Origin of the sequence: Streptomyces sp. NBC_01232 (genome assembly GCF_035989885.1) — a bacterium.
Taxonomy (GTDB): domain Bacteria; phylum Actinomycetota; class Actinomycetes; order Streptomycetales; family Streptomycetaceae; genus Streptomyces.
In genome coordinates this window covers 2,023,823-2,049,372 of the sequence record NZ_CP108518.1, presented here as the reverse complement: position 1 = coordinate 2,049,372, position 25,550 = coordinate 2,023,823, and the positions used below count along the sequence as shown (strand labels likewise).

General features: G+C 72.6%; 17 protein-coding genes. 7 read left to right on the top strand and 10 right to left on the bottom strand.

Features of this window, described 5'->3' with window-relative positions:
- Positions 1–33: 33 nt before the first annotated feature.
- The 7 genes from fxsT to OG444_RS09615 form a co-directional block, all read right to left on the bottom strand.
- Positions 34–4,023 (bottom strand): FxSxx-COOH system tetratricopeptide repeat protein, encoded by a 3,990-nt coding sequence (gene fxsT / locus OG444_RS09645; RefSeq protein ID WP_327261767.1) that lies wholly within the window; start codon positions 4,021–4,023, stop codon positions 34–36.
- Positions 4,007–5,383, bottom strand: coding sequence for a TIR-like protein FxsC (locus tag OG444_RS09640; RefSeq protein ID WP_327261766.1), 1,377 nt, complete (start codon positions 5,381–5,383; stop codon positions 4,007–4,009). The genes fxsT and OG444_RS09640 overlap by 17 nt, the downstream gene beginning before the upstream one ends.
- A gap of 80 nt (positions 5,384–5,463) precedes the next feature.
- A complete protein-coding gene (locus OG444_RS09635; protein WP_327261765.1) occupies positions 5,464–6,273 on the bottom strand; it encodes an aminoglycoside N(3)-acetyltransferase in 810 nt (269 codons plus the stop codon).
- Positions 6,270–8,522, bottom strand: coding sequence for a radical SAM/SPASM protein FxsBH, inactivated beta-hydroxylase extension form (fxsBH, locus tag OG444_RS09630; protein ID WP_327261764.1), 2,253 nt, complete (start codon positions 8,520–8,522; stop codon positions 6,270–6,272). The genes OG444_RS09635 and fxsBH overlap by 4 nt, the downstream gene beginning before the upstream one ends.
- Before the next feature lie 29 nt (positions 8,523–8,551).
- Entirely contained in the window at positions 8,552–8,716 is a 165-nt protein-coding gene (locus OG444_RS09625; RefSeq protein WP_327261763.1) for a hypothetical protein, read from the bottom strand.
- A 769-nt stretch (positions 8,717–9,485) separates the two neighbouring features.
- Entirely contained in the window at positions 9,486–10,388 is a 903-nt protein-coding gene (locus tag OG444_RS09620; RefSeq protein WP_327261762.1) for an alpha/beta fold hydrolase, read from the bottom strand.
- A 443-nt stretch (positions 10,389–10,831) separates the two neighbouring features.
- Complete coding sequence (locus OG444_RS09615; protein ID WP_327261761.1) at positions 10,832–11,440, bottom strand: TetR/AcrR family transcriptional regulator; 609 nt, start codon at positions 11,438–11,440, stop codon at positions 10,832–10,834.
- Between the two features lie 137 nt (positions 11,441–11,577).
- On the opposite strand from OG444_RS09615, the gene OG444_RS09610 reads away from it, so the two are divergent.
- The 3 genes from OG444_RS09610 to OG444_RS09600 are packed head-to-tail and all read left to right on the top strand — an operon-like array spanning position 11,578 to position 15,128.
- A complete protein-coding gene (locus tag OG444_RS09610) occupies positions 11,578–12,972 on the top strand; it encodes a purine-cytosine permease family protein (RefSeq protein WP_327261760.1) in 1,395 nt (464 codons plus the stop codon).
- Positions 12,973–13,005: 33 nt separating this feature from the next.
- Positions 13,006–14,667 carry an amidohydrolase gene (locus tag OG444_RS09605; protein ID WP_327261759.1) on the top strand — a complete coding sequence of 554 codons (1,662 nt, stop codon included), beginning with the start codon at positions 13,006–13,008 and terminating at the stop codon, positions 14,665–14,667.
- 11 nt (positions 14,668–14,678) lie between these two features.
- Positions 14,679–15,128, top strand: a complete 450-nt coding sequence (locus OG444_RS09600) for a hypothetical protein (protein WP_327261758.1) — start codon at positions 14,679–14,681, stop codon at positions 15,126–15,128.
- Between the two features lie 70 nt (positions 15,129–15,198).
- Here OG444_RS09600 and OG444_RS09595 read toward each other — a convergent pair whose 3' ends face one another.
- A complete protein-coding gene (locus OG444_RS09595; protein WP_327261757.1) occupies positions 15,199–16,383 on the bottom strand; it encodes an AAA family ATPase in 1,185 nt (394 codons plus the stop codon).
- 701 nt (positions 16,384–17,084) lie between these two features.
- Here OG444_RS09595 and OG444_RS09590 point away from each other — a divergent pair.
- The 3 genes from OG444_RS09590 (at position 17,085) to OG444_RS09580 (ending at position 22,666) form a co-directional block, all read left to right on the top strand.
- A complete protein-coding gene (locus OG444_RS09590; protein ID WP_327261756.1) occupies positions 17,085–20,618 on the top strand; it encodes a DNA polymerase III subunit alpha in 3,534 nt (1,177 codons plus the stop codon).
- The gene (locus tag OG444_RS09585) at positions 20,615–21,625 is read left to right on the top strand and encodes a DNA polymerase Y family protein (protein ID WP_405788358.1); all 1,011 of its coding nucleotides are present in this window, start codon (positions 20,615–20,617) and stop codon (positions 21,623–21,625) included. Before OG444_RS09590 ends, OG444_RS09585 begins: the two co-directional genes overlap by 4 nt.
- 180 nt (positions 21,626–21,805) lie before the next feature.
- Positions 21,806–22,666, top strand: a complete 861-nt coding sequence (locus OG444_RS09580) for an esterase/lipase family protein (RefSeq protein WP_327261755.1) — start codon at positions 21,806–21,808, stop codon at positions 22,664–22,666.
- A gap of 47 nt (positions 22,667–22,713) precedes the next feature.
- Here the strand turns inward: OG444_RS09580 and OG444_RS09575 are convergent, their stop codons facing one another.
- Positions 22,714–23,790: a lytic polysaccharide monooxygenase auxiliary activity family 9 protein gene (locus tag OG444_RS09575; protein WP_327261754.1), complete on the bottom strand. Its 1,077-nt coding sequence runs from the start codon at positions 23,788–23,790 to the stop codon at positions 22,714–22,716.
- Positions 23,791–24,167: 377 nt separating this feature from the next.
- Between OG444_RS09575 and OG444_RS09570 the strand changes: the two genes are divergently transcribed.
- Positions 24,168–24,584 carry an AAA family ATPase gene (locus OG444_RS09570; RefSeq protein ID WP_327261753.1) on the top strand — a complete coding sequence of 139 codons (417 nt, stop codon included), beginning with the start codon at positions 24,168–24,170 and terminating at the stop codon, positions 24,582–24,584.
- Here the strand turns inward: OG444_RS09570 and OG444_RS09565 are convergent.
- Entirely contained in the window at positions 24,562–25,233 is a 672-nt protein-coding gene (locus tag OG444_RS09565) for a histone deacetylase (protein ID WP_327261752.1), read from the bottom strand. The genes OG444_RS09570 and OG444_RS09565 overlap by 23 nt on opposite strands.
- Positions 25,234–25,550 lie beyond the last annotated feature (317 nt).

Below are 25,550 nucleotides of genomic sequence, written 5' to 3'. Positions count from 1 at the left end.
GCACGCGCGGAGCCCCCGCCGCCCGCCGTCGGATCAGACGGCGAGAGGCTCCAGGTCGCGGTGGACCCGCCGCTCGTCGCGCGCATAGCGCGCCAGACTGTGCTCCTCGCCGAGCAGCCGGGTCAGCTCGGACACCGCCTCCGAACGCAGCCGGGCCGCCTCCTCCTTGCGGCCCATCGAGTCCAGGCTGATCGCCATGTTGGAGCTGCTCGCGAGGGTCTCCGGATGGTGCGCCCCGAGCGCCTCGCGCAACCGCATCACCGCGAGCCGCTCAAGCTCCAGGGCGCCCTCCGGATCACCCAGGTCGGCCCGCGTGTTCGCCAGGTTGAGATGGGCGAAGACCGTGTGCGGGTGGTTGTCGCCCAGGACGTCCCGCATGCCCCGTATCGTCTGGCGCAGCATCGTCTCCGCCGTCTCCGCGGCGCCCGTGCCCCAGTGGAAGACCGCCAGGTTGTTCACGGCTGCCAGGGTGTACGGGTGCCGCTCGCCCGGCACCTTCATGTACTCGTCCACCACCTCCTGCGCCAGGTCCCGCGCCCCGCCCGCATCCCCGGTCGCGAACAGGTCCGAGGCCAGGTTGAGCTCACAGGACAGCAGGTCCGGGTTGACGGCGGTGTACTTGGCCCGGTAGCGGGCCCGGGTGGCCGTGGTCAGCCGGAAGGCGTCCTCCAGCTGGCCCGCCCGGCGCAGCGACACGGCCAGGTTCTTCGCGGCCGACAGGGTGCCCGGGAAAGCCCGTCCCAGCGTCCGCTTGTAGGTCTCGTACGTCCGGCTCAGCAGCTGCACCGAATCCTCGTACCGGCCCACCTCCCGCAGGTCACGGGCCAGGTTCTGCGCCGAGGACAGGGTGTACGGGTGCTCCGGCCCGAGCACCTCCGTGCGCAGGTCGTGCACTTCCTGGTCGATCTCGCGGGCTCTGGTGTACTGGCCCACGAGCCGCAGGTTCAGCGCCAGGTTGTTCGCGGCGGCCAGCGTGCGCGGGTGCGCCTCGTGGAAGATCTGGCTGAAGCCCTCGTGCGCGTCGGTCGCCAGCTCCATCGCCTGGCCGTACTGGCCCAGCGCGCCCAGGGTGTTGGCCAGACCGCTCATGGTCATGTACGTGTGCGGGTGCGAGGGACCGAGCTGCGCGCGCTGCCGCTCCAGCGTGACCTCGTCCAGCTCCTTCGCCTCCACGAACCGCCCCTGCGAACGCAGGATGTTCGACAGGTGGAAGCGCAGGTACAGGTACTGCAGGTCGTCGTTGCCCAGCATCTCCTTCCACGACTCCCGCAGCTCCTCGCCGAGCGCGTACGCGGCCTTGAAGTCACCGCGCTTCCACAGATAGCGCACCCGGTCGATCAGCAGCCGGCGCGTCTCCGGCTCCTTGCAGAACCGGGCCTCCGACGGCGTCAGGTGCGACCAGATGGTGTTGAACCGCGGCCACGTCTCCGGGTTGTCGATCGGCTCGTCGTCGTCCGGCCGGGCCCCCGCCAGGATCCGGTGGACCGCGTGCCGGGCCTCCCGCTGCTCCTCCTCGGTCAGCTGGGCCCGGATCACCGCCTGCACCAGCCGGTGGACCTGGATGCTGTTGCTGACCTGGTCGACCTTGGCCAGCGCGAACCGGCCGATCTCCCGGATCACCCGGCCCAGCACCAGCTTCTCCTGCAGCGAGGAGTCGTAGGGCTTGAGGGCGTCGATCATCTCCTTGCTGTAGAGCAGGTTCGCGGAGATCGGCTCGGGCGCGAGGAAGGCGCAGAGCTGGAGCAGCCGGACCGCGGCCGGGGAGCGGGACTGCAGCCGCTCGATGGAGATGTTCCACGTGGCCGCCACCGGCTCCGGGTAACCGGGCGGCTGGTTCAGCGCCAGCACCCGGGCCGCCTGCTGGGCCAGCTGCTCGATGTACACGGACACCGGCGTCGCCGTCTCCGCGATCCAGGCACCCGCCTGCTCCACGGCCAGCGGCAGGTCGCCCACCGCCACGGCCACCTGCTCGGCGTCGTCCTTGCTGAGCCCGGGGGCCCGGCGCTGGAGGTGCTCGATGGACTCCTCGCGCAGGAACACGTCCACCGGCAGCGCGTCGCCGTACTGCGACCAGGACTGGTTGCGGGAGGTCACCAGGACGTGGCCGGGCCCGCCCGGCGGGAAGAACCGCTTGAGCGTCTCGGGGTCGTCCGCGTTGTCGAAGACCAGCAGCCAGCGGGAGGAGGGCACCCCGCGCCGCAGCAGGTCGATCGCCTCCTGCGAGGCGGCCGCCATGTCCTCGCCGGTCTGCGCGCCCAGCCGTACCGCCAGCTCCGCGAGGGCCGCGACCACGTCGTCGGTCTGCTCCGAGGAGATCCACCACACCAGGTCGTAGTCGGCCATGAACCGGTGCACGTACTCCAGCGCCACCTGGGTCTTGCCGACGCCCCCGAGCCCGAACAGGGTCTGCGGCTGCGGCAGCACCACGGCCATGCCGCCGCCGAGCTGGTCGCGCATCCGCTCCAGCACGATGCTGCGCCCGGTGAAGCCGGGGTTGCGGGGAGGCGCGTTCCAGATCTTCGGGACCGTCCCCGGGAAGCGGGGGCCGGGCTGGGAGGCGCTGTTGACGCTGTCGGGCAGCGCCATGGGCCGCTCCACCGCACGCAGCAGGGCGGTGGTGGCGTGCACCTCGTCGAGCCGGAAGAGGTCCACCGGATTGCGGTCGATGTACGGCGTGGAGAGCCGTACGTCCCCCACCCTCAGCGGCACCAGCTGGCGCCGGCCGCCGGTCGGGTCCTCGGCGGCCGCCCGCTCCCACACGTCCACGGCCCGGGCGGACTTGAGGTAGGCCGTGGAGAGCAGCACCACGGTCCGGGCGGCGGTGTCGACGCTGATGCCCGCGCCCCCCAGGGTGTCCCCGGCCGGGACCTCCGGTGCCTGCTCGGCCGAGACGTCCTTCGGCACGACCCGGAAACCGGCCCGGGTGAGCACCGACTCGATCCAGTCGGCCCACATCCGGTTCTCCGCCACGTAGGACAGGAACAGGTCGGCGGGCAGGGCCGGGCGGCGCCGGGTGAAGGCGTCCCTGATGCGCAGCCGGACCTCCTCGCCGATCACCGGCATGGAGGTGATGTCGCCCTCGGTGACCACGGCGGTCAGGCGCTCGAAGGCGGACAGCAGGGAGTTGGTGAGCCCGGCCTCGTCGCCGAAGGTGGCCAGGGTCTCCTCGTAGGCGTAGTAGGGGCGGTACGGGATCTCCACCGCGCCCCAGTACGAGGTGAGCTCGTCCCCGATCAGGCCGTTCGGGAAGCGGTCGAACTTGATCCGGGCCAGTGCCCGGCCGGCGTCGGCCTTCTCCTTCTCGCCCTCGTCGATGCGCATCGGCACCGGGTAGATCTTGATGCCGCGGTCGTTGAACCGCTCGTCGATCTGGCGGGCCACGGACGCGGCGCCGTCGATGGACTGGTCGGACAGGGTGAAGCAGTCGACGAGGACGTCCGGGAGGTGGACCGTGCAGATGTCCGCGATGTCGGACAGGCCGGTGCGGCTGTCGATCAGGACGTAGTCGTAGTTCCGCTTCATGTCGGCGCGTAACGCGTCGAAGAAGAGCCCGCCACCGAGCCGGTCGTAGAAGTTGTCCCAGTCGAAGGTGGAGACGGTCGCCGAGTACTCGCGGTTCTGCCGGCCCGCCGAGACGAAGTCCAGGGTGCCGCCGTACGGGAACTCCCAGCCGTGGGTCTCCGGGGTGAGCGAGACGGCGTGCGGCTGTATCCGCGCGTAGTCCTTGTGCCAGTCGTCCGGTCGCTGGACCGGGCTGGTGGCGGCCCAGGCGTACTCACTGATCAGGTCGATGACCCCGGTGGTGGCCCCGAGCGTGGAGGGGTCGAGGAAGGGGTGGAAGAAGCGGTGCAGGCCGGGGGCCTCCAGGTCCCAGTCCACGGCGAGGACCCGCTTGCCGTTTGCCGCCAGGATCCAGGCGGTGTTGGCCAGCGCCATGGTGCGGCCCGTGCCGCCCTTGTACGAATAGAAGGTGACGATGCGTCCGTCACGGCTGTCGCTGTCGCTGTCACTGCTCGCTGTCATCCGCGTCCCCCCGGTCGGTGTCGTTGTCGTCGTTGTCGTGGAGGCCGGCGCCCGCGGGCCCGGTCCGGTGCCGGTCGGAGTCGGGCGGGAAGGGGACACGGGGCGATGGCGGGCCGGGCGGCCCGTTCATCCCCATCGGACCCAGCAGCCGGGGCCGGTCGATCGAGGTGTCGCCCTTCGGCGGATACGGCTGGGCGTGTCTGAGGAACTGCTGGGCGGCGGCCTCGACCACCTGCGGCAGGATCTGGCCGAGGGTCTCCACGTTCGCCACGCCGTTGGCCGCGGCACGGCAGGCGGCCCGGCCCTGGCTCATCGTCCTGGGCATGGTGGTCTCCAGCCGGTCGGCCAGCTCGGACTCCTTCGACCGGCTCTGGTGGTCGTACCGGTTCCAGGGCACGACCACGTTGACCCACGGCCGCGGGTCCCGGTCGAAGGCGGCCAGGCGCAGGCGCCGGTCCTCGTCCTCCACCGCCCAGCGGTCGACGATCAGGATCTCCGGGCGGGTCGGCAGCTGTTTGCCGTCGAGGTGTCCGGCCTCGTCGTCGAAGGAGGACATGGTGGTCTGGTAGTTGAGGTTCTTGACCAGGTCCTCGGCGACGTAGGCGATGGGCCGCTGGGCGACCGGGTGGTACGGGTTCCACTCCAGCGCGGTGTCCCCGTAGTACTCGGGGGTCCGGCCCTCCGGCAGTTCGTGCCGGGAGGCGGCGGCCACCGTCACGTGCAGGGTGCGGGAGGGGCTGCCGCTGGAGCCGAAGGCGCTGGGCACGTTCCGGTAGTCCAGCGGTCGGATGGGCTCCAGGTGGGCGGTCTCGGCGACCTGGACGATGCGCCGTGCGAGCTCGTAGACCGCCTGCTCGTACTGGTCGGCGTAACCGCGCAGTTTGATCAGCCCGTACAGGCCGTCGGTGACGTAGCGCTCGCCGAAGGTGTTGTGGTTGAACTGCAACCGCTCGGCGGGACCGGGGAGTTGCTCCGGCGGGACCGGCACCCATAACGCGGGCACGATGGCCTCGGCCGGTGTGTTGCGGACCGCACCGTGCTGGACCGCGCGCTGCGCGAAGGCGAACCACTCCTTCCCGCACATCTCGCTGGCGAAGTAGCGCGGCGAGAACAGGGGAACGAAGACGCGGCAGTTGGCGAGTGCCCGGGCCAGCCGTTCGGACCAGCCCTCGCCGCTGCGTATCTCCCGGTCCATGAACCCGACGTCGTACCCGGCGCGCAGATCGGTCAGCGCCATGACGTGTCCGCAGAGATCGCGGAAAAGGCGCTCGACCCACATGTCGGGGTCGGGTCCCCCGGCCCCGAACCTCGGTGTATGTGCGTAACTGAGAAAAAAGTACGGCTCCCCTGATGCGGGCACACGACCCCCGTCCCGAAGATGCGAAGCGAAGAAACATCATTCCGGAGCTGCTTCGCCACATCCCCTCATCGTTCAGTCAATCAGCGTCGGTTTTCGGTCATCCAGTCAAGGGCGTGATCGACGGCCTCCGGGACGGAGAAGAGCATGGTCGACGCACCTGCCACCCGCCCCCTGCGCACCCGTGAATCCGGGAACGCGTCACCGATCTCCGCGAAATCGCTGTCATCCAGCGCAACGTCCTCGTACGCCGCCCACTCCCCCTCCTGCCGGTGCCTTTGCAGCCCCGGAAGGTTCACCTTCACCACACACTCGTACATGCGCAAGGGGGGCTTCGGAATTCGGTACTCCGCGAGATGGAAAGCGGTGCAGACCGAAAACCCCACATTGATCATGAGTACCTGCCCGCCCTCCCAGCACAGTTTTCCCAGGGGTGTCTCTTCCCCCAGATGGCTTTCGAGACGGTGCCCGGAGCAGAGCCGCCGCGCGTCGGCGCCGAGGGCCGCGAACGAGGTCTGCGGGTGGTCGCTGCGCACGGCCCCCGGCGCGGTGCGGACGGCCTCGGCGAGGGCGCCCATGCCCTGGCTCGGGGTGCTCGCCGGGTCGAAGGCGGGCATCCGCTCGCGGAAGGCCCGCACCCCGGCCTCGTCAAGACCGCTGATCCGCTCCAGATGGGCGCTGGAGGTCTTGGAGTTCTGCGGGGTGAACGCGGGGACCACCAGCGTGCCGCGCGGCCCGAGGACGCCCATCAGCGCGTCGCGCAGCCGCTCCGCGCGCAGCCCGGTCCCGCCGAGGGCGGAGTGCACCATGAGCCGCATGCCGGGCCGGACCCCGAGCAGCCGTAATCGCAGCGCCAGCTGCAGCCTCCCGAGGGCGGGGGAGGAGGCACTCATGCGTCGACCGTCTTCAGTTCGTAGCGGAGCTCCGCGACCAGCCGCTTGCCGGTGACGGTCAGTTCCGCCGCCTCCGAGAGCCGGTCCAGGGCCCGGTGGATACGGTCCGAGCCGCCCGGCTCGGCCGCCGCCGTGGCCCGCCGGTACGCCTCCACCGCCACCCGCTCGTGCACGTCGGCCAGCAGCCGGGACACCGGGACCGGCCGCTCCCGCCACGGCGAGCGGTGCTCCCACTGACCGTCCAGCGCGTACAGATCGGCGACCTCGGTCAGCGCCCGCAGCCGCGTCCGCCGCCGCCCGGTCAGCAGTGCGAGCGCGGTCTCCCGCGCCCCCGCCGCGTACGGCACCCCGAGCGCTCCCGGACCGTGCCGGCCGGCCTCGCCCCAGCCGCCCGACCGCGGGCCGCCCGCGAGCGGGGTCAGCGTGGTCAGCCCGGCGGCCGCAGCCCGGGCGAACTCCGGAACCGCCTCGTGCAGCAGCGCCCACGCCCGGTCCAGCCTGCCCCGCCACTCCTCGGCCTCGCCGGCGCCGAGGCGCAGCCTGGGCGGGCGGGCGAAGCAGTTGCGGTACGGGTCGAGGTCCTCCAGGGCCACCGGGGCCGCGTCCGGCCCCGGCGACCAGGTGCGTACGGGCTGCCAGCGGGCGTCCCCCGCCGCCGGCCCGAAGCGGTGCTCGGCGCGGCCGTCCCGTACGGCGTACCCCTCGTCGGTGACGTGCAGCGCGGCCCGCCCCTCGGTGCCGGGCTCCCCGAGGCGCAGCAGCCCCAGCGTCGGCAGATACACCTCGCCGTCCCGGTAGGCCACCTCGGCCGGCAGATCCAGGCCGCCCCGCAGCACGGCCGCGGCCGCCAGCGCGGTCAGGCGGCGCGCGGCCTCCTCGGCGTCCTGCGTGCCGTCGTGCGCGGCGTCCAGGGCCGCGAGCACCCAGGTCCGGGTGAAGGGGTGGTCCAGCACGGCGTCCACTGCGTCCGCGCCCGCCTCCCCGGCCCGTTCCACGGTGGCCAGCAGCTCCCAGGCGCGGGCCCAGCCGGGATCGGCGGCGAGGTCCGCGTGCAGCCGGGCCAGCAGGATCCGGGTCAGCTCCTGCTGGGACCGGGCGAGTTCGGCGGGGTCGGACAGCTGCGGAGCGGTCTCCCGCAGCGCCGTGCGGCCCTCGACCCCGTCCACCAGCTCGCGCAGGTCGGTGCAGTAGACGGAGGGGTTGTCGAAGCCGTTCCGGTCGCGGTAGCGGTGGGTGTAGAGCCCGCCCCCGCACGAACGTACGACGGGGCACCGGCGGCACGAGTCGCTGACGCCATCGAGGCCCAGCTGCCGGGCGCGGACCCCGGGATGGCCCGCGACCTGGTCAAACGCGTGGTCGAAGACGTTGAACCCGGTGGCGGCGGCTCCCTCGAAGGCGCTTTTGAGGGAGTCGACCTGTTCCAGGGTCCCGTCGGTCTCGACGACGACGAGGTCGGTGGGGGCGAGGCCGAGCGACTCGGTGAGGCTCGGTCCGCCGCGCAGGGTCGAGAGCAGGGACTCGAAGAGCCGTACGGGCACCGGGCGTCCCAGCCGGTCCCAGTGGTCGAAGATCCGCAGGAGCCAGCGGGCGTACGCGTCGGGAGCGCCGTCGGGCCGGGCCGGAGGTGTCTCCCACGTGGCATGAGGCAAAAGGAAGTCCACGCGCGGGGGCTGCAGTTCGACCAGGGCGTCCAGAACTGCCACGGGGTCGTTGGCCACGTCCACGGTGCAGAGCAGCCCCTGGTACAGGTGGCGGTAGGGCTCGGAGCGGAGCAGCGCGACGGCGGCCAGGACCAGCGGGTGGCTCGTGCGGCCGTCGGCGAAGCGGCGGTGGCGGTCGTTGGCCGCGCGGTCCCCGTCGAGGGAGATGCCGACCCGGACGCCGTACTCGGCGAAGAGGTCGAGGTAACGCGTGCTGAGCTGGAGTCCGTTGGTGTGGATGCGCAGGTCGAGGGCGGCGATGCCGTCGAGCGCCCGGGTGAACTCCTCGCACACGAGGCGGAGCCGGGCGGGGCCCGCCAACAGGGGTTCCCCTCCATGGAGAATCACCGTGACGGAGGGGAGTGCATGGTCACGGGCATGTTCGGCGAGCCGCAACGCGGTGTGCGAAATAACCTCGGGGGAGATCGCTTTCGGCCGGGCTCGCCAGCTCTGATCTGCGTGTTCGTAGACATAGCAATGATCACAAGCAAGATCGCATCTGCTGTGAACTTTCAGGACGATCTCGCGAAATGGGATCAGGCCGGTCATTCCACCAGTCTAGAGCTCTTACTTCGGTGTCAGAGCGCGGAGTTGAAGATCGGTGCCTGAACCGGACGAGCAGATTCGGCCGGCAGCATGCGACCGAGCGTCGTCGCCGCGGAAGCGGTGTGGACGTCGATCTTGCTGAGCGGGACCCGGTGGGCCTTGACCGAGCTGGTCGTGGGGGTCGCTGAAGTGTTCACGGCACCGTCCTTGGGGAAGCCATGTGGAATGGACATGTGAATGACAACGGCTACATGCTGCTGTCAAGCAGGGACTTTACTAGGACAGTCCCCCTTGGCAACACGAGACATGACGCCTGGTCAAGAGTTGCAACCAATGCGTGCCGGATTTCTCAAGAGGGCGGATTCGGCCGTTTGCCGGAAAGAAAGATCCTTTTCATCGCCGGGGGTCCCGGAGGGGGTCCTTCCGAGGTCCTGTCGAGGTCCTGCCGGGGGGCCCGGCGGCGGTGCCGGTCGGTCCGTACCCACTCCGGCGGCCGTGCGCTGACCTGGGGTGATGAGGGGGGCGTGTCCCATCGGCCGGGGATCCGGCCCGGCCGGGGCCAAGCCTCATGCGCCTCGCGAACCTGACGCGCCTCGCGAACCTGACGCACCTCACGAACCTGGCGCACCCCGCGCGTCTTCCGCGCCGGGCAGCGGGGAGGGCGCGGTGATCGCCGCGGCGGCGGGCGCCGAATCATGCCGATGACGTCCCCTCGGAAGCGGCCCGGCGGCGGCCCCGGAGCGCCGGTGGGCGGCGCGGCCGGCGAGGCGTCCGACAGCGGGAGGACGAGCGGGTCGACGTCGTCGATGCGGCGGGTCGTGAGAAGGCCTCCACGGCTCATGGGGCCCACCCGTCGGGTGGGGCGGGCCCGGACACGCGGAGTCCAGAGCGGCACACTCCCTTCTCGACCGCGTGCTGAATGCCGGCCAGTTGGGCCGGGATCGAACGCGTAGGGTTCAACACCCTCTAGGCGGGCTGCTGTTCGTTGAGGTCCGGTGCCGGCAGATCGCGCAGCAGCCAGTTCAGTACGTCGGGCAGCGCGCGCAGGGCGGCGAAGTGCGCGGCGGCGGGCTCGATGTTGGTGGTGGCCCCGGGGATGCGGCGGGCCAGCCAACGGGAGTGGCCCACGGGGGAGAACACGTCGAGCTCACCGTGCCAGATCATCACCGGACAGCGGATGTCGGCCGGGTCGAAGCCCCAGGGGCGGCTGAAGGCCAGGACGTCGTCGATCCATCCGTACGCCGAATGGCGCAGCCCCTCACGGTAGTTGCGCAGAAGCATCGACCGCAGGCCGGCGTCCGCGACGATCATGCGGTCGTTGTCGGTCAGTTCCCTGCGCAGTTCGTCCAGCAGCCGGCCGGGGTCCTTGCGGATGCCGTCGGCGCGCGGGATCAGCCGCGCCGCCAGCTCCTCGGGATCGTCGGTGGCGGTGGTGTACTCCCGTACGTTCGACGCGGCCATCCCGGCGAACCAGTCGAGGTCCTCCGCATCCCGGGGAGCGAGGCCGACCATCGCCGCGGTCCGGGTGACCCGGTCGGGGAGGAGGGCGGCGCAGGCCAGTGCGCCGGCGGCGCCGCCGGAGCGGCCGGCGACCGCGAAGGTGTCGATGCCGAGGGCGTCGGCGATGGCGGCCACGTCGTGGGCCACGTCGGCCACGGTGCGGCCCACATGACGGTCGGAGCCGCCGTAGCCGGGTCTGTCGTAGGCGATGAGCTGCATCCGGCGCTGGTAGAGGACCATGCCCCGGGGGGCCGGGCCGAGGCGGCTGCCGGGCATGCCGTGCAGCAGGAAGACGGGTTTGCCGTCCGGATCGCCCCAGCGCTCCACGGTCAGAGCGCGCCCGTCCGCTGTGCGCACCTGATTGCGCACGCGCTCCCTCCTTCACGATCGATTCGGGTCGTCATCGCGATTGTGCTCGCTGGGGGAGGAGCGCGGTAGGGCGCACTTCGAGCGGAATTCTTGTGAATGTGTTCACGAGCCTGAAAGGAGCTTTGAATCCCCTGCATATGCCCTGGTCAAGGAGGTTTATTGGGGGGCGTGAACGGGTGTGAACGACCCTTCGCGCCGCCTTGGAGGGGATTTCGGCGCGGTGGCTTGCGTTTTCGGGCGGCGAATTGGGGCGGCGGGTCGAGTCGCCGGGCCGGGCCGTCGGGCCGGGCCGTCGGGAAAAGGCCGGCCGGTGGTCCGGACCGGGTGGGGAATGGAGAAGTTCCCGCCGTTCGGGCGGTTGGGGCTGCTCGGGGGGCCGGGCTGTTTCGGGGTGCCGGCGGTTCGGGGGCGCGGGCGCCGGGCTGCTCGGGGCGCCGGGCGGGCTACGGCGCCGTGCGGGGGACGAGCAGGGCCGCCGCCGAGCGGGCCTGCTCGAGCGCCCTGACGCGGTCCGCGCCGCGCTGGCCCAGGACCACGCGGGTGCTCAGGCCGTCCAGCAGGGCGAGCAGCTCCGAGGCCCGCGCGGGCACGTCCATGGGCGCGAAACGGCCCTGGTCCACGCCCTTCGCCAAGAGCGACTCCAGATCCCGCTGCCAGCTGTCGTCGATCTCCTCCTGGGCGGCCTTGAGCGGCTGATTGGAGGCGGTACGGGCCCACAGCTCGATCCACAGCGTCCAGCGCGGGTCGCGGGGGCCCTCGGGGAGGTAGAGCTCCAGGAACTGGTCCAGCTTGCGCGCCGCCGTCACCCTGCGGCCCAGCAGCGCCCGGCGCTCCCCTGTGAGCTGCTCCTCGCTCCAGCGCAGGGCCTCCAGCAGGAGCCGGTCCTTGCTGCCGAAGTAGTACAGGATGTGGCCGCCGCTGGTGCCGAGGCGCTCGGCCAGCGCGGACATGGTGAGCGCGGCCAGTCCGTCCTCGGCGATGGCCGCCATGGCCTCTTCCAGCATCCGCTCCTGGGCGATCTGCCCGTCGCGCCGCCGTGCTGCTCCCGCCACCGCTCCCGCCCTCCGGATCTTCCTGGGCCGACCTTATCCCGGACAGGGTCTTGACGGGGGCGAGGTCGACCCCTCATCTTGAATGCCATTCAAGAAGTTAGAACGCCATTCAAGATCGCTCAAGGTCAGGGGTCCTCATGGGACAGCAGGAGACAGCCGACGTCGACGAGGTGTTCCGGGTCGAAACCCACGGGATCGACCCCATCCCGGACGCCGAGCGCCACGGCAGCGCCAAGGACCTCTTCTGGCTCTGGTTCGGCTCCAACCTCACCTTCACCTACGTGATCAACGGGGCCCTCGCCGTCGCCTTCGGGCTCTCCTTCTGGCAGGCCACCGCCGTGGTCGTGATCGGCGGACTGTCCTTCTTCGCCATCAGCGCCGCCGGACTCAGCGGCATCCGCACCGGCACCGCCACCCTGGTCATCTCCCGCGCCGCCTTCGGCATACGCGGCAACTTCCCGGCCGGCGTCCTCAACTGGGTCGTGAGCATCGGCTACACCATCGTCAACACCGTGGTGGGCACCCTCGCCCTGGAAGTCTTCTTCGCCGAGATCGGCTGGCAGAGCGGCACCGCGGGCCGCGCCGTCGCCCTCCTCGTCACCCTCGCGCTGACCTTCGCCGTCGCCATGTGGGGCCACGCCACCGTGCAGTTCGCCGAGCGCTGGATGGCCTACGTCCTCGCCGCCGGCTTCGGCGTCCTGCTCCTCTTCGTCATCCCCGGCACCGATACCGCCGCCCCGGCCGGCGCCGCCCCCGGGCTCTCCGGCTGGAGCCTGGCCTTCGTCGTCATGCTCGCCGGCCCCTTCTCGTACCTGCCGATGCCCGCCGACTACACCCGCTACCTGCCCCGGACCACCTCGCTGAAGTCCCTCACCTGGATGGGAGCCCTCGGCGGCTTCCTCTCCTCCGTGGCCCTCGGCGTCGCGGGCGTCGCCGCCGCCACCCAGACCGACATGACCGACGCGGTCGCCGGGGCGGAGAGCCTGCTGCCCGGCTGGTTCCAGCCGCTCTTCCTGGCCCTCGTGCTCGGCGGCTCGGTCACCAACTCGATCATCACGCTCTACTCCTCCAGCCTGAACCTCCAGGTCCTCGGCATCCCGTGGAGCCGCGCCCGGGCCATCGTCATCAGCGCCGCCGTCACCGCCCTCGGCTCGCTCGCCGCGCTCTTCCTCACCGACTTCACCACCTCCCTGCTCTCCTTCCTCTCCCTGCTGATCATCGTGTTCGCCCCCTGGGGCGGGGTCTTCCTCGCCGACATGCTGCTGCGCCGCTGCCACTACGACGCCGACGCCCTGCACGCGGGCAGCGGGGGCGCCTACTGGTACCGCTCCGGCTACCACTCCGCGGGCATCACCGCCCTGCTCACCGGAATGACCTTCGCGGCCCTGACCTGCGACTCCGAGCTGTGGACCGGCCCACTGGTCGCCCCGCTCGGCGGCGCCGACCTCACCCTCCTCGGCTCGGTCGTCTCCGGACTCACCTACTGGGCCCTCACCCGCCGCCGGGTCGCGGCGTACGCCCCGGCCGCCTGAACGACACCGCACACCGCAATGGAGCACCCCCACATGGCACGCCACCCCTTCCCCGCCGACCTGCTGCTCACCGGAGCCCGGATCCACACCGTCGACCCCGGCCTGCCCGAGGCCGAGGCCCTCGCCGTCCACGACGGGCGGATCGTCTGGGTCGGCCCGGACACCGAGGCCGCCGCCTGGGCGGGCCCCGGTACCCAGCGGATCGACGCGGGCGGCAAGCTCGTCCTGCCCGGCTTCATCGACGCCCACAACCACGTCCGGCTCGGCTCCGACACGGACTGCGTCCAGCTCGCCGGGGTGCGCACCCTCGCGGGCATCCACGAGCGGATCCTTGCCTGGCGGGAGGCCAACCCGGACGCCGGATGGATCGAGGCCGAGGCCTTCGACTACTCCGCCATCCCCGGCGGGCGGATGCCGTGTGCCGCCGACCTGGACCCCGTCACCGGGGACACCCCGGCGATCGTGCTCTCGTACGACGTGCACACGGCCTGGCTGAACACGGCGGCCATGCGGCGGCTCGGGGTCTCCCGGGACGACACCGACCTCCCCTTCGGCACCGCCGCGGTGGACCCGGAGACCGGCGAACCCACCGGCTTCGTCAAGGACTTCGCCATCAAGGGGCTCTCCCGCGCCGGCCACCGCGCACTGCGCGAGCTGGGCGTGCCGTGGGCCTCGCCGGACCGGCAGTACGGGCGGCTCGCCAAGAGCCTCGACGACGCCATCGGCTTCGGCATCACCACGGTGGTCGAGCCGCAGAACTCCCTCGACGACCTCGAGCTCTTCGAACGGGCCCGCTCGGAAGGACGGTTGCGCTCACGGATCGTCGCGGCGCTGTTCCACCCGCGCGGCACCGGCGACGCCGACCTGGACGAATTCGCCGACGCGGCACGGCGGTTCGCCGGCGACCGGCTGCGGGTCGGCCCGCTCAAGCTGTACATCGACGACGTGGTGGAACCGCGCACGGCCGCGCTCCTGGAGCCGTACACCGGCTGCGGCGCCCACCGCGGCGAGACCTTCTACCCGGCGGAGGAGTTCGCGCAGCTGCTGGCCAAGCTGGACGCGCGCGGCTTCCAGTGCTTCGTGCACGCGACCGGCGACCGGGGCATCCGGGCCGTCCTGGACGCGGTCGAGCACGCGCGGACGCTGAACGGCCCGCGCGACGCCCGCCACCAGGTGGTCCACGTGGAATGCCTGGACCCGGCCGACGTACCGCGCTTCGCGGAGCTCGGCGTGATCGCGTGCATGCAGCCGAGGCACTGCGCGCCGGAGATCGCGGGCCCCGGCCAGGACTGGGCGGAGAACGTGGGCGAGGGCCGCTGGCACAAGGCCTGGCCGATGCGGAGCCTGCACGTGGCGGGTGCGGTGCTGGCGTTCTCCAGCGACTGGAACGTGGCGGAGATGGACCCGATGGTCGGCATCTACACGGCGGTGACGCGCCGCCCGCTGTCCGGCGACGGCCCGGCCTGGCAGCCGGCCGAGACGGTGGACGTGGAGACGGCCGTGTACGGCTACACGATGGGCTCGGCCCACGCCAACTTCCTCGACGAGGAGCGCGGTTCCCTCACGGTCGGCAAGGCGGCGGACTTCGTGATCCTGTCCCGGGACATCCTCACCGTCCCGGCGGACGAGATCCCGGGCACGGTCGCCGAGACGGTCGTCGTGGCGGGCGAGGTGGTCCACCGGAACTCCCTCTAGAGTGAGCTCACTTGGGGTGGTTCACCCCTGAGGAGGGCGGGGGAGCGGACGTGGTCGTCGAGATGGTGGCCCTGGCGCTCTGCGCGTTACTGGTAGGCACCCTGACGCGCAGGACGGTCGCCCGGCGGGCGGAGGCCCGGACGGCGGCTGCCGCCGGCGGCGCCGTCACCGCCGTCCCCTGCCAGGCGCGCTGGCGGCAGGGGGTCCGGCGGCGGTTCTTCGGCTACGGGAAGCTGCGGACCGGCGCGGACGGCACGGGAGCGGTCTTCGCGGCGCCGCTGCGCGGGGCGGTCGCGCTGCCCGTGGGCGGCCGGGTGGTCGCCCGTGGGAGCCGGCGGCCGGGTATGCAGGTGCTGGAGTACCGGGCTCCGGACGGGCGGCGGATCGACTTCCAGGTCTACGACGCCGAGGCCGCCCGCGCGGCCCGCCTGCTGGGCGCCGACGGCCCGGCCGTGTCCTAGGTCCTGTCGTCAAAGTCCCGCCTGGCCCGCGGCGCCCGGCACCCAACCGGCGCTACTTTGACGACAGGACCTAGCGCTTCGGCCAGTACCAGAGCGGCTCGTCCAGCGGGCCCTCGCGGCCCGCGACCTCCGTGCGGCCGAACTCCTTGACCAGGGTGATGGTCTGCAGGTCCACCCGGTGCCGGCGGGTCCCGGCCGCCAGGGCCTCGGCCAGCGGGGCGGCATGGGTGACCACCACCGTCTGGGTGTCCCGGCTCGCCGTGAGGATCAGGTTCGCGAGCGGGGCGAGCAGGTCCGGGTGGAGGCTGGTCTCCGGCTCGTTGAGGACCATCAGGGCGGGCGGCCGCGGGGTCAGCAGGGCCGCCGTCCAGAGCAGGTAGCGCAGGGTGCCGTCGGAAAGCTCGGCCGCGCCCAGCGGACGCAGCAGGCCGTGCTGGTGGAGTTCCAGCTCGAAGCGGCCGTCGCGGTCGGTGACGGAGACCCGGCTGCCGGGGAAGGCCGCCGAGACCGCCTCGTCCAGCGCGGCATGGTCCCCGGTCTCGCGGATCGTCTGGAGCGCGGCGGGCAGGTCGGAGCCGTCGGCGGCGAGCACCGGCGTACGGGTGCCGATCCGCGGGTTCCGGGCGGGTGCCCCGGCGTCCGTGCGGACGTGGTCGTAGAACCGCCAGGACCGGATCAGCTCGCGCAGGGCGAGGAGGTCCGGTGCCAGCTGGGGGTCGGCGAGCTCGCTGAGCATGGAGTCGTAGGGGCGCAGGGCGTTCTGTGTACGGTGCCAGCCGCCGTCCGCGGTGCGGGTCCGTACGGCCGGCCCCGCGCGGTCGGACAGCAGGGCCGCGGGGCGCAGCACCGGCCCGGCCCAGGTGCACTCGCGCTTGATCTCCGGGTCCAGGGCGAAGAGGGATTCCGCCACCGGCACGGGATGCCCGAAGTCCACGGCGTAGCCGAACTCGTCGCCCGCGAAGCCCAGGCGCAGACTGACCGGCTCGCTGCGGACCGTTCCCTGGAGGGGCTGCTGCCCTTCGCGCACCGCCCGTGCCAGATTCTCCGGCCCGGCCCACAGGGTGGAGGGCAGCCCGCCCTCCCGCGCCAGGGCCGCGATCGCCCCGCCCCGGGCGGAGTCGGCGAGCAGGCGCAGCGAACGGTAGAGGCTGGACTTGCCGGTCCCGTTCGCCCCGGTCACGACGGTGAGCCGGCCCAGCGGGACGATCAGCTTGCGCAGCGAGCGGTAGTTCTCGACGGCGAGGGTGGTGATCATGCCCCGATCATGCCGGGTCCCCTGCGGGGTGCTCGGCGGTGCCCGTCTGCGCGGGCTGTCCCGGCCCGGGCCGCGCCTCAAGCGCCGGCGGGGCTGGGCGGTGTGGGGTGGTGCCCCGCACGAGAGTCTCCTCGGCTCGGCGCGCGCGGGCCCGTCGCGGCCAGGCGGCCGCGGTCGCGCGCTCGTCCTCCGGGGACCCTCCTGCGTGTCCCCACCCCACGGCAGAGCTTCGGCAGTGCCAGCCGTTCCCCCCCGTGGGCCTCTCCGGCGGAGGGCAGGGGGGCGTGGCGGGGTGTCCCCGCAGGACGAGCGCGCAACCCAGGCCGTACAGCTGGACCCCCGCCGCAGGCGCGAGCCGAGGAGATACCCCGGCACGGCACCACGGACCGACCCAGCCGACAAACCCGCACACCCCAGCCCCGCCGGCGATTGAGGCGCGGCCCGAGGCACAACCCGGCCGGGCCGCATACCGCCGAGGCGCCCGCACACCCCAGCCCCGCCGGCGATTGAGGCGTGGCCCGAGGCAAGGGCGGCCCGAGCCGCAGATCCCCAAGCAGCCCGCAGGGCCGAGGCACAACCCCGCCGAGCAGCCCGCAGGGCACTCCGTAAGGTGATCGAACAAGTGTTTCGCACAGGTATTCGAATTGCTCTATGGTGGAGAGCGGGGGAGGTGTTCATTCGAGCGAAGCAGGAGGCCGCGGGTGCCTGGTTTTACGCATCTGCACACCGTTTCGGGGTTCTCCATGCGCTACGGAGGCTCTCACCCGCAACGGCTGGCGGAGCGTGCCGCCGAGCGGGGCATGGACGCCCTCGCGCTCACCGACCGCGACACGGTGGCGGGCGCGGTGCGGTTCGCGAAGGCGTGTGCGCAGGCGGGCATCCGGCCGTTGTTCGGGGTGGACATGGCGGTATCTCCCTCCGGGGCTCCCGCCCGGCCGTCCGCGACGGGATCGGCCGGGTCGGGGGGCCCGGCCGGGCCCGGCGAGGCCTCGTACCGGCGGCGCACCCCCGTCAAGGGCGGGGCATTCGTGGACGAGTCCGCCGCGCGGGCCGTCTTCCTGGCCCGGGACGGGGCCGCCGGGTGGGCCGAGCTGTGCCGGATGGTCACCGCCGCGCACGCGGGGGCCGCCGAGGTCCCGCTCGTCCCCTGGGGAGCCCTGCGCGGCGAGGGCGTCTTCGTCCTGCTCGGGCCCGGCTCCGAGGTGGGGCGGGCGCTCGCCGCGGGCCGCCCCGACCGCGCCGCCCGGCTGCTCGCTCCGTGGCGGGAGATCTACGGCGACTCCCTGCGCCTGGAGGCCGTCCACCACGGCCGCACCGGTACCGGGCCCGGTTCGCTCCGGCTGGCCGCCCGTACCGTCGGCTTCGCCGCCGAGCAGGGCGTCCCGGCCGTGCTGACCAATGCCGTCCGCTATGCCGATCCCGGCCAGGGCCCGGTCGCCGACATCCTCGACGCGGCCCGCCGCCTGGTCCCCATCGACCCGCGCAACCCGGCGTACCCGCTCGACAGCGGCGAGCGCTGGCTCAAGGACCCCGCCGCCATGGCCGAGGCTGCCGACCGCATCGCGCAGGCGGCCGGACTGCGTCCCGCCGACGCCAGGCGCCTGCTCGCGGAGACCCGGCGTACCGCCGAGGCCTGCTCCGTGGACCCCGAGGACGACCTCGGCATCGGTTCCGTGCACTTCCCCGAGGCCCGCCTCGTCGGCGCCGCCCACCGCAGCGCCCAGCGGGTCCTCGCCTCCCGGGCCTCGGCGGGCATGGTGCTGCGCGGGTACGCGGGCGACCGCGCCTACTGGGAGCGGATGCACCAGGAGCTCGACATCATCGCCCACCATGGTTTCGCCTCGTATTTTCTGACGGTCGCCCAGGTTGTTGACGACGTACGCGAGATGGGCATCCGGGTGGCCGCCCGCGGCTCCGGCGCCGGCTCCCTCGTCAACCACCTGCTCGGGATCGCCCACGCCGACCCCGTCGCCCACGGCCTGCTGATGGAGCGCTTCCTCTCCAAGCGGCGGCGCGTCCTGCCCGACATCGACATCGACGTGGAGTCCGCCCGCCGGCTGGAGGTCTACCGGCGGATCATGGACCGGTTCGGCACCGAGCGCGTCGCCACCGTCTCCATGCCCGAGACCTACCGGGTCCGGCACGCCATCCGCGACGTCGGCGCCGCCCTGTCCATGGACCCCGCCGTCACCGACCGGCTCGCCAAGGCCTTCCCGCACATCCGGGCTCGCGACGCCCGCGCCGCGCTGGAGGAGCTCCCCGAACTGCGCGACGTACGCGGGGAGTCGTACGGGCGGCTGTGGGAGCTCGTCGAATCGCTGGACGCGCTGCCGCGCGGGATCGCCATGCACCCGTGCGGGGTGCTGCTCTCCGACGACTCGCTGCTCGCCCGTACGCCGGTGGTGCCCACCAGTGGCGAGGGCTTCCCCATGTCCCAGTTCGACAAGGACGACGTGGAGGAGCTCGGGCTGCTCAAGCTGGACGTGCTGGGCGTGCGGATGCAGTCCGCGATGGCGCACGCGGTCGCGGAGATCCGCCGCGGCACGGGGCGGGAGCTCGACCTGGACGACCCGGCGCAGGTGCCGCCGGGCGACCGGGACACGTACGAGCTGATCCGTTCGGCCGAGACCCTGGGCTGTTTCCAGATCGAATCGCCGGGCCAGCGGGACCTGGTGGGCCGGCTGCAGCCGGCCACCTTCCACGATCTGGTCGTCGACATCTCGCTGTTCCGGCCGGGGCCGGTGGCCGCCGACATGGTGCGGCCCTTCATCGAGGCCCGGCACGGGCGGGCGCCGGTCCGCTTCCCGCACCCGGACCTCGCCGACGCGCTGCGCGAGACGTACGGGGTGGTGGTCTTCCACGAGCAGATCATCGAGATCGTGCACGTCATGACCGGCTGCGGGCGGGACGAGGCGGACCGGGTGCGGCGCGGGCTGTCCGACCCGCAGTCGCAGGCGCGGATCAAGGTCTGGTTCGCGGCGAGGGCGGCCGAGCGCGGCTATCCGATCGAGGTGATCGCCCGGACCTGGGAGATCGTGGAGGCCTTCGGCTCGTACGGCTTCTGCAAGGCGCACGCGGTGGCCTTCGCGGTGCCCACGTACCAGTCGGCCTGGCTGAAGGCGCACCACCCGGCGGCCTTCTACGCCGGGCTGCTGACCCACGACCCGGGGATGTACCCGAAACGGCTGCTGCTGGCGGACGCGCGACGGCGGGGCGTACCGGTGCTGCCGCTGGACGTGAACCGGTCGGCGGCCGCCCATCGTATCGAACTGGTGTCCGATCAGAGTGGTGTGTGGGGGTTGCGGCTCGGGCTGTCCGACGTCCACGGCATCAGCGGGGCCGAGGCGGACCGGATCGAGGCCGGGCAGCCCTACGCCTCCCTGCGCGACTTCTGGGACCGGGCGCACCCGGGCCGCCCGGTCGCCGAACGGCTCGCGCAGGTCGGTGCGTTGGACGCCTTCGGCGCCAACCGGCGGGACCTGCTGCTGCACGTCTCCGAACTGCACGGCGCGCAGCGGGCCGCAGGCGTGCGCGGTCCTCAACTCCCGCTGGAGGGCGGCCGGTCCACGGCCTCCGTCGGGCTGCCGGACCTGAGTGACGCGGAGCGGCTCAGTGCCGAGCTGGGCGTCCTCGGCATGGACGCCTCGCGGCACCTGATGGGGGACCACCACGCCTTCCTGGCCGAGCTGGGAGTGATCCCGGCGCGCCGGCTGCGCGGCACCGAGCACGGGCAGACCGTGCTCGTCGCGGGGGCCAAGGCGGCCACCCAGACCCCGCCGATCCGCTCCGGGAAGCGGGTCATCTTCACGACGCTGGACGACGGGACGGGCCTGGTCGACCTGGCCTTCTTCGACGACAGCCACGAACGCTGCGCGCACACCGTCTTCCACTCCTTCCTGCTGCTGGTACGAGGTGTCGTGCAGCGGCGGGGCCCGCAGAGCCTGAGCGTGGTCGGAGCGGCGGCGTGGAACCTGGCGGAGCTGGTGGAACTGCGGGCGGCGGGCGGCCTGGACGCGGTCGCGGCCCGCCTCGCCGAGCCGGCACCCGAGCCGGCCGCCCCGGGTACTCCGGGCGCCGAAGGGGAGCCGGCGGCGAAGGGCCCGCAGGGGCCCGGCCGCACGATCCGCATGTCCACGGGGTACGAGATGAACCCCTGGGCCGACCTCCAGCCGCCGGGCGCCGGCCCCGCGACCGGCCGCAAGCTGTGGCACTCCAGCCCGGGGAGCGCGGGATGACCGCCGCCGAGCGGGTCGTGATGTGCCTGCGGCTGCACCCCGCCGACGGGGGGCCGCTCGGGGCGCGGGAGTACGCCGGGGTGCTCGCGCTGCTCGGCGGGATCACCCCGGCCGTGGAGGCCGTGGCGCCCGACACCGTCCTCGCCGACGTCCGGGGCGCGCTGCGGTACTTCGACTGCGACGCCGCCCGGCTGGCCGCCGTGATCCGGGTCAGGGCCCTCGCCCTGCACGGGGTGGACGCCGCCGTCGGCGTGGCCGGCAATCCCATGCTGGCCCGGGCCGCGGCCCGTGAGGCGCGGCCCGGGGGGACCCTGGTGATCCCGGGGGAGCCGGCCGCCGTACGGGACTTCCTGGCGGGCAGGCCCGTCACCGCCCTCGACGGGGTCGGGCCGAAGGCCGCCCGCACCCTGTGCTCCTACGGCCTCGACTCCGTCGGCCGGGTCGCCGCCGCCCCGCCCGCCGCCCTGCGGCGGATCCTCGGCGCCCGGCTCGGCCGTGAGGTGCACGAGCGCGCCCTCGGGATCGACCGGACCCCCGTCCGGCCGGGCGCTGCCGCCCGCGCCATCGCCGCCGAGCGGCTCTTCGATCTGGACGAGCTGGATCCCGCACGGCACCGGCGGGCCCTGCTCGCGCTGACGGAGGAGCTCGGCGCGAAGCTTCGTACACAGGAACAGGGTCGCGGGCAGGTCTGCCGTGCCCTCTCGCTCACCGTCCGTTGCGCCGACCGCACCACGCTCACCCGGACGCGCACCCTGGCCGAACCCACCGCGCACTCGGCCACCCTGACCGCCACGGTCTACGCCCTCTACGCGGGCCTCGGCCTGCAGCGGGCCCGGGTCCGCGCGCTGTCCCTGCGCGCCGAGGACCTGACCTCGGCCGATCGGGCCACGCGGCAGCTCAGTCTCGACCCCGAGGACGAGAAGGCCCGCCGCCTGGAGGCCGTCACGGACCGGGTTCGCGCGCGCTTCGGCCCGCAGGCCATCGCCCGCGGCACACTGGCCGCCTGACGGTCCGTTGGGCTCATTACAGGGTGCCGGCAGGGCGGCGCGCGATTTTTTACCGACGCGTAACTTCCCTGTGTTCCTACTCACCCGTAATTTAGCGTCAGCAGCTCCCCTTGTGATCCGGATCACGGGACGAACCCCCACAGCTCATCCCCTTGAGTCGAACCGCAAGGAGATCACACGATGCTGCCCTGGAGACGCCTGCTCCGCCCGCTGGCCGTCCTCACCCTCACCGCAGCCGCGCTCGTCGCCCCCACCGGCACCGCGCAGGCCGCATCCGCCCCCAGCAGCGGCTGGAACAACTGGTCCTGCAAGCCGTCCGCCGCGCACCCGCGCCCCGTCGTCCTCGTCCACGGCACCTTCGGCAACTCCTGGGACAACTGGCTGGGCTTCGCCCCGTACCTCGTGCACCGCGGGTACTGCGTCTACTCGCTCGACTACGGCCAGCTGCCCGGCGTGCCCCTCTTCAACGGGCTCGGCCCCATCGACAAGTCCGCCGGGCAGCTCGACGTCTTCGTCGACAAGGTGCTCGCCGCCACCGGCGCGTCCAAGACCGACATCGTCGGGCACTCGCAGGGCGGCATGATGCCGCGCTACTACCTGAAGTTCCTCGGGGGCGCGGCGAAGGTCAACGCGCTGGTCGGACTCGCCCCCGACAACCACGGCACGACCCTGCTCGGCTTCACCAAGCTCCTCCCGTACTTCCCCGGGGCCGAGGACCTGATCACCAGCGCGACCCCCGGCCTCGCCGACCAGATCGCCGGCTCCGCCTTCCTGCAGAAACTCAACGCGGGCGGGGACACCGTGCCCGGGGTGAAGTACACGGTGATCGCCACCAAGTACGACGAGGTGGTGACTCCGTACCGGAGCGGCTTCCTGGAAGGGCCGAACGTCCGCAACGTCGTCCTCCAGGACCTGTGCTTCCTGGACCTCTCGGAGCACGTCACCATCGGGCTCACCGACCGGATCGCCTGGCACGAGGCGGTCAACGCCCTCGACCCGGCCAACGCCGAACGGACCACCTGCGCCTCGGTCTTCGACTGACGGGGCGCAGGCGGTCCGGGCCTCCCGGGCCGGGGTCGGGGCCGGGCCTAGCGGCCGTGGCGGCCCGTCGCCGTACGCGCGGTGCGGCGGCGGGCGGCTGCGAACAGCGCGGCCGCGCCCACGGCCAGGGCGGCGGCCCCGGCGATCGCGATCGTCGGGGTGGCGCTGTTGCCGCCCGTCTCCGCGAGGTTGTCCTTGGCGGACGTGGACGGCGAGGACGACGAACCGGCCGCGAGCAGGGCGGCGGCGTCGTTGGCGCTGCCGTTCGTCTTCGGGTCGTTGTCGCCGTGGCCGTTGTGCTCCACCGTCGACTTGTCGGCGCCGTCGGCGATCTGCTGGTCGGTCGGGGCCGAGGGCTTGTCCGCCGGCTTCTCGGACGGCTTCTCGGAGGGCTTCTCGGAAGGCTTGCCGGTCGGCCCGGTGCCTGTGCCGGTGGTCGGGGTGGTACCGGAGCCGGAGCCGGAGCCGCCGCCGTTGTCCTTGCCGAAGACCACGTCCGAGCAGGTGTAGAAGGCCTCCGGGCTGTCGGAGCGCTGCCAGATGCTGTAGATCAGGTGGCGGCCGGACTTGTTCGGGACGGTCCCGGAGAAGACGTAGTCGCCGCTCTGCATGCCCGGGTCGGTGGCCTTCGCGAAGGGCGCCGGCTCCAGGTCGGACCACGTCAGCGGCTTCGACGGGTCGTAGCCGTCCTTCGTGACGTACAGCTCGAAGGAACCCTTGTGGGGGGCCGTGCCCTTGTAGCGGAAGGTGTGCGTGCCGGTGGACATCGGGCTGGCCGGCCAGTCGGCACGGGCCAGGTCCAGGCCCCGGTACTTGTCGTTGCCGGCGGAGCAGAGCTGGCCGTTGGGGATCAACGACCGGTGGTTCCCGGCCGCGTTGGCGATATTCACCCCGTTCCAGTCGTAGAACGCCTGAGTGCCGGCCGCCGCGACCGCCGCCTTGCACGCCGCCGACCGCGGGGACTCCGGCCCTTCGGCGTAGCACGCCGCCACCCGGCTGACCGGGTCCGTCATCGAGCCGTGGGCGACCGCGGGAGCGGCCGCGTACGCGGCCAGTGCGAGCGGGGCGAGACCGGCAGAGGCGATACGGGTCATCGTGACGGCGGTACGGCTGCGTGCGGGCATGGGTGATCTCCTTCGGGCACAAGGCAGGGGCGTGCCGGCGGAATCGGACCCCGCGGTGCGCCGCCCCCCGGCGGCGCCGCAACGGGCCCTTCCTGTCCTGGCCCGGCCAAGCTAGCCGCCCGGACCACGGGTTTTGCCTCCTGGGCCCCGCAGGAGCGGATCCTTAGGGTCCCGTTAAGCCAGGGACAAGCACCGCCTCAGGAACCGGCCTCGCGCAACCCTCGCGCCGCAAGGGTTCTCGCTCCCCACCGTCCGTGACAGTCCAGGCAGATCCGGCTTGTGCTGCCTCCAGTGGCTCCCCGGTTGGCTCCCCGAGTGCCGCTGGTGACGTTCAGGCTTCGGGGCGCTTCCACACCTCGGGGCCGCCGCCTTTCCACGTGATCGGCCCGTCCTCACTCAGGTTCTCCGTCTTCCAGGCCGGCGCGGCGCAGGAACGCGGCAACATCTCTGGGGGTGTGCGCACCCCCGAGGTCCGCGTCCACGCCGAACGGCTGAGCGCCGAAGAGATCGCGGCTGAGCTGCGCACTGCCCTTGCTGCCGGCCGTGACGTGGTCATGGATCACGGGTTCTGGACCGTCGGCGAGCGCCAGGAGTGGCGCCGTATCGGTGAACAGGGCGGGGCGGCCGTGACGCTGGTGTACCTGCCCGCCACCCACGACGAGCTGTGGGAGCGCATCGACGAACGGAATCAGCAGACCTTCGACGATCCGAACTCCATGTACTTCAGCGAGGACGACGACGACACATCAGCCCCGGCCGGGCGGAACGGTGTCAGCCGGTGCCGCCGGACGTGAGCAACTCCCTCACCTGCGCCGCCGTCCAATGGCCGGCGGCCCCGGGGCAGGCCGCGAGGTACTCGGCGATGTCCTGCTCCTCCCACGGACCGGACTCCAGGAGCCCGGCGGCCAGGTAGCGCAGGTAGGCGGCCGACGGGTTGAGAACGTCGACGTCCTCGAGGCTCCACGGCGCGGTGAACGTCAGCACGGGGATGCCCTCGATCGTGCCCGGGCAGATCAGCGTCTCGTACCGTCCCGGGCCCAGCTCGTCGCGGCCGTCCCGCAGGGCCGCGGTCAGGTCCAGGTCCTGCCCCGGCTGCTCGTACATCTCCTGCGCGGCGATGTCGGAGATCTGGCCCACCGACACCAGGTGCGCCCGTCCGCGCATTCTTCCGGGGGCGGTGGGGTCGTAGAGGCCGCGGCCTCCCGTCCACACCGGAGACTCCGTCGCGAAGTACAGGCGGCCTTCCATCTCGACCGCGATCGAGCGTTCGGGCGCCCTGTGGTCCCGGCATCCCGGGTAGGTGCGGGTCGCTCCCGGCGGGGTCCCGCCGGCGATGTAGGCGGCGAGGCGGTCCATGTGCATGTTGGAGCCGTAGGAGGCGTACCAGACCTGCTCAGGTGTGGAGATCGCCTCGGCGAGCGGAGCGGCGGTGTGGACGAGCATGCTCGGTTCCTCACGGATCGGTGGCTCGGGGTTTCACCAGTCCATCAGTTCATCAGGCCACGGGGCTGCCGGGCCGCCGGGCCGTCGGCACGGAGTGGCGGATCGCGTCGCCCGTGCCACGGGGCGGGGGCGGGGGCAGGCGGCGATGCGGAATCTCCCGCTGTCATATGCCTATCGGCCCACTGCGGCCCGTGCGTATGGTGTGGCCCCGGACCATCCCGGGCCCGGCGCCCTCCCGGCTCCCCACGGGAGGGCCGCCGCGCGCCGCCTTGGGGGTGTCTTGCCGATCAGGCCGGGCTCGCGGGCCCTGGCACCGC